This is a genomic window from Synechococcus sp. R6-7, assembly GCF_047461695.1.
Classification (GTDB): domain Bacteria; phylum Cyanobacteriota; class Cyanobacteriia; order Thermostichales; family Thermostichaceae; genus Thermostichus.
Map to the genome: position 1 here is coordinate 1 of NZ_JANSHS010000128.1, position 4,968 is coordinate 4,968.

Annotated in this window: 4 protein-coding genes; 3 read left to right on the forward strand and 1 reads right to left on the reverse strand. The window is 61.0% G+C overall.

Features of this window, described 5'->3' with window-relative positions; all coding sequences use genetic code 11:
- From nadC to NW815_RS04450, 3 genes are all read left to right on the forward strand, one after another.
- Window positions 1-901, forward strand: a 901-nt coding sequence (gene nadC, locus NW815_RS04440; protein ID WP_414415754.1) for a carboxylating nicotinate-nucleotide diphosphorylase, incomplete at its 5' end; no start/stop codon positions are given.
- A 198-nt stretch (window positions 902-1,099) separates the two neighbouring features.
- Window positions 1,100-2,188, forward strand: coding sequence for a quinolinate synthase NadA (gene nadA, locus NW815_RS04445; RefSeq protein WP_414342299.1), 1,089 nt, complete (start codon window positions 1,100-1,102; stop codon window positions 2,186-2,188).
- Between the two features lie 29 nt (window positions 2,189-2,217).
- A complete protein-coding gene (locus NW815_RS04450) occupies window positions 2,218-3,711 on the forward strand; it encodes an L-aspartate oxidase (RefSeq protein WP_414389754.1) in 1,494 nt (497 codons plus the stop codon).
- Here the strand turns inward: NW815_RS04450 and gndA are convergent.
- On the reverse strand, window positions 3,708-4,968 hold a 1,261-nt coding region (gene gndA / locus NW815_RS04455), incomplete at its 5' end, for an NADP-dependent phosphogluconate dehydrogenase (protein WP_414415755.1). The genes NW815_RS04450 and gndA overlap by 4 nt on opposite strands.

Sequence of the window (4,968 nt, forward strand, 5' to 3'; positions counted from 1 at the left end):
GAGGGCGGGGCTTCCCGGCGGTCTAGCTAAAACCAAACCGAAAATGGAAGAAGTTTACTTACCAGAGGAGACCCTTTGCGCTTGGCTGTGGGAAGACCTGGGGCACGGCGACCTCACCACAGAGCTGACCCTACCCCCAGGACTGGAGGGTGAGGCGGTAATCCTGGCCAAGGAGACAGGGATCCTGGCCGGCCTGGAGATTGCCAAGCGGGTTTTTCGGCTGGCGGATCCCCAGGTGGAGTTCATCCCTGGAGTGGAGGAAGGGGCCAGGGTGGCTGTCCGTCAAGAGGTGGCCCACCTCAAGGGATCCCTGAAGGGCATTCTGGCGGGGGAGAGGCTGGCGCTCAATCTTCTCCAAAGGCTGTCCGGCATTGCCACCCTCACCCGCACCTATGTAGAGGCTCTCCGGGGAACCTCAACCCAGCTTCTGGACACCCGCAAGACCACTCCCGGCCTGCGCGCCCTGGAGAAGTATGCTGTACGGGTAGGGGGCGGCAAAAACCACCGCTTTGGGCTGTTCGACGGCATTTTGATCAAGGAAAACCACATCATTGCCACGCAACGCTGTTGCGACCGCGGCGCGGGAGGCGTTTTGGCAGCCGTCAAGCGGGCCAAGGAAGGTGCTCCCCACCACCTCAAGGTGGAGGTGGAGGTGCGGGATCTCCAGGAACTGGAAGAGGCTTTGGCAGCAGGAGCCGATCTCATCCTTCTGGACAACTTCACCCTGGAAGAAACCCAGGCCGCCGTCCAACGGGTGGGAGGGAGAGTTCCCCTGGAGGCCAGCGGCAACATGACCCCAGAACGGGCCAGGCAAGTGGCCGAGGCAGGCGTGAATTACGTCAGCGTCGGGGCGCTCACCCACTCGGCCAAGGCTTTGGATCTCTCTTTGCTGGTGGTGTGACCCTGAGCCAAGTCCTCGCTGGACACTGCTTTATTGCTACGCAACGCTGTTGCGACTGATGCTACTTTGAGAAGACAACCTAAGCCCAGCTCCAGCTCAACCGGGCGCCGCGAAAGGCTTCGCCGGGCATCTGGGTTGGGGGTTGCTTCTCTTGCCGGCTCAGATACCCCCCAAAGCAGAGTCGACCAACTCCAGGAGATGGGCTTTCCGTTATTGCTGCGCGCTGCTCCTGCAAACGCATTAGCGGGACAAAGTCCTCAGATCGTGTCCAGCCTCCAGAGGAACAAAACCGTTATTGCTACGCAACGCTGTCGCGACAAGAAGTCGAAAATGAAGGGAGAAACCCCATTGCTACACAACACTGCCACAATCGTCCAGGAGATTGCCCGGCTCAAACAGGAAAGGCAGGCAGTTATCCTCGCGCATTCGTATCAGCTCCCTGAAGTTCAAGAGGTGGCGGACTTTGTGGGAGACTCCTTAGGACTGGCTCGGGAGGCTCAAAAGACGAGCGCCCAGGTGATTGTCTTTGCGGGCGTGCATTTTATGGCGGAGACGGCTGCCATCCTTAACCCGGAAAAGACGGTGCTGCTGCCGGATCTGGAGGCGGGCTGTTCCTTGGCCGATAGCATTCGCCCGCAAGATGTGCTGCGGTGGAAGGCAGCCTGCCCTGAGGGCCTGGTGGTGGCCTACGTCAACACCGCTGCCGAGATCAAGGCTCTGGCAGATGTCTGCGTAACCAGCGCCAACGCAGTTCAAGTGGTGGCCAGCCTGCCCCCGGATCGCCCCATCTTCTTCGTGCCGGATATGTTTCTGGGAGCCCACGTTGCTCAAGTAACCGGAAGGGAGCTGGATCTCTTTCCGGGAGAGTGCCACGTGCATGTTGGCATCCGGGAAGAGCACCTCAAGGCGATGGTGGAAGAGCACCCTGGAGCAGAGTTCCTCATTCACCCGGAGTGCAGTTGCGGCTCTAGCTGTCTCTTCCTCAAACCGGATGCCAAGCTGCTCTCCACCGAGGGCATGGTGCGCTACGCCAAAGCTTCAGAAAGCCGCGAGTTTGTGGTGGCCACCGAGGTGGGCATTCTTCACCGGCTCAAGAAAGAAGCTCCAGACAAAACGTTCATCCCTGTCAAGGCAGAAGCCGTCTGCGAGTACATGAAGAAGATTACCTTGGAAAAGATTTACCGCTCCCTGCAGGAGATGCGCTACGTGATCCAGGTGCCCCAGGAGGTGGCTGAGAAGGCTCGCCGTTCCATCCTGGCCATGCTGGCAGTGCCCGCCGGAGCCTAGAGGTGGAGGGGAAGAACGGGGCGCCGCCCTTGTTAGAAACAGACCTGTTGATCCTGGGAGCAGGGGTGGCGGGGGTGTACGCAGCCCTGTGGGCCGAAGCCCAGGGGGCGACAACTCTGGTGGTAAGCAAGGATCCCCTTCCCTCTGGCTCTACCCCTTGGGCGCAGGGTGGGGTGGCTTTTCCTGTGGATGAGGCGGACGTAGAAGCCCATATCCAAGACACCTTGCAAGCGGGCCGCGGCCTGGTGGAAGAAAAGGTGGCTCGCTCCATTGTGGAGGAAGCACCCTTGCACCTGGAGAGACTTTTGCGCTGGGGCCTTCCTTTCCATCCCCAACCTGTCCGGGAAGGGGGCCACTCCCAAGCGCGGGTACGCCATCTGGGGGGGGATCGGAGCGGACTGTGGCTCCTGAGAGGTTTGCTGGCTCGTCTCAACAGGCTGCCTTTGCAGGGCTACACAGCCCTCAGCTTTTTGCTGGCGGGGGACAGGGTGGCGGGGGCCTTGCTTCTTGGCCCTGAGGGGCCGGTGGAGGTGAGGGCCGGGGCAGTTCTCCTGGCTACGGGAGGATTTGGCAGCCTCTTCCCCGTCTCGACAGCTCCCCCGGGGGCCACCGGCGACGGAATGGTGCTGGCTTGGCGGGCAGGGGCCATCCTCAGGGATCTGGAGTTTGTGCAATTTCACCCCACGGCTTTGCCCAATGGAGCGCTGGTGAGCGAGGCAGTAAGAGGAGAAGGGGCCGTTCTCCTCAACGCCTTGGGGGAGCGTTTCATGCCTCGGTATGCGGAGCAGGGAGAGCTGGCGCCGCGGGATGTGGTAGCTCGAGCCGTTTTCTGGGAGCGGCAGCAGACAGGGGGAACCTACCTGGATCTGCGGGTCGTCGAACATCTGGAGGAGCGCTTTCCCACCGTTGTTGCCTCTGCCCGCGCCTTGGGGCTGGATCCCACGAAGGATCTGCTCCCAGTTGTTCCCGCGGCTCACTACGTGATGGGTGGGATCCGAACGGACGCTTTCGGCTTCACCGGACTGCCGGGCCTTTATGCTGCTGGGGAGGTGGCTTCCACGGGTCTGCACGGAGCCAATCGCTTGGCTTCCAACAGTCTCTTGGAGGGGCTGGTTATGGGCAAGCGGGCCGCCTTGGCTGCCTTGCAAGATTTGGGAGAGGTGAGCTTTCCCCGACAGCTGCAGAGGCTACCCGTTCTGGCGACGTCTCCCGACATCCTGCCGGCTCTCAGGCATCGAGTTGGGGAAGCTTTGGGCGTTGTGCGCGAGGGAACACGGCTGCGGGCTTTTCTGACCTTTGTCAAGGCACTTCCCCTGCAGGAAAAGCCTTGGGCCACCCGGGAAGAGGCTGAGGCAGGCAGTCTGCTTTTGCTGGCCCGTCTGGTAGCTCAGGGGGCGCTGCTGCGGGAGGAAAGCCGCGGGGCCCATTTCCGCGAGGATTTTCCTCAGGAAGGGGAGCCTTTCCATACGGAGGTGCGCGGTTCAACTTTTTTCCGGAGACCTCTTGATGCTACGCATTGCTAACGGCAACAGGCATTCCACTCATGGTGAAAGACGCCCGGCCTGTCGATGCGCTCGAAGGTGTGGGCCCCGAAGAAGTCCCGCTGGGCTTGGGTGAGGTTCTGGGGCAGGTTGGCGGTACGGTAGCTGTCGTAGTAGGCCAAAGAAGCGCTGATGGCCGGGATCGGGATCCCCAAGGCCGCCGCTGTGGCCACCACCCGCCGCCAGGATCCCTGCCGCTCCCGGATGGCCTGCTCGAATTCCTCATCCAAGAGCAGGTTCACCAGCTCTGGATCCCGTTTGTAGGCCGACTGGATCTCGCCCAGGAAGCGGGCGCGGATGATACAGCCCCCTTTCCAAATCCGCGGAATCTCGCTGAAGGTGTAGACGTAGCCGTGGGCAACGGTGGCTTTTTTGAGCAGGGCCATCCCCTGAGCATAGGAGCAGATTTTGGAGCAATAGAGAGCAGCGCGCAGATCTTGGATAAAGCGATCGGGATCCCCTTCAAAAGTGGCGTCGGGCCCCTTCAACTGGGCAGAGGCAGCCACCCGTTCCTCTTTCATCGACGAGAGGATGCGAGCTTGCACCGCCGCTTCAATGGTGGGCACTGGTACCCCCAGATCTAGAGCGTCCTTGACTGTCCACAAACCGGTGCCTTTTTGCCCAGCCTTATCCAGGATGAGATCCACCAACGGCTTGCCGGTTTCCGGATCCAGGGTTTGGAAAATCTTGGCGGTAATTTCAATTAGGAAAGATTCCAGCTCTGTTTCATTCCAAGCCTGAAAAATCTCCTGCATCTGCGAGGCCGACAGCTTCAAAGCCCTGCGCATTAGGTCGTAGACCTCGGCGATCAGCTGCATATCGCCGTATTCGATGCCGTTGTGTACCATCTTCACGTAGTGCCCGCCCCCTTTGGGCCCCAGGTAGGTGACACAGGGGCCGTCTGGCACTTGAGCGGCAATTTTGGCCAAGATGGGCTCCAGTTGTTGGTAGGCCTCTGGGCTGCAGCCGGGCATGAGGCTGGGGCCGTTCAGGGCTCCCTCTTCCCCGCCGCTCACTCCCATGCCGACAAAGTGGATCCCGGTGGGGGCGAGGGCTTCGGCACGGCGATCGGTGTCGGTGTAGAGGGAGTTGCCGCCGTCGATGATGATATCCCCCGGATCCAGCAGGGGTTTAAGCTCGTCAATCACCGCGTCTACCGGCGCACCCGCCTTGACCATGATCAAGAATTTGCGGGGCCGCTCCATCAGTTGCACCAATTCCGGCAGGCTATAGGCGGGG

Coding starts and splice junctions, on each gene's coding strand:
- nadA (WP_414342299.1), top strand. CDS start 1,100: ATGGGCTTTCCGTTATTGCTGCGCGCTGCTCCTGCAAACGCATTAGCG.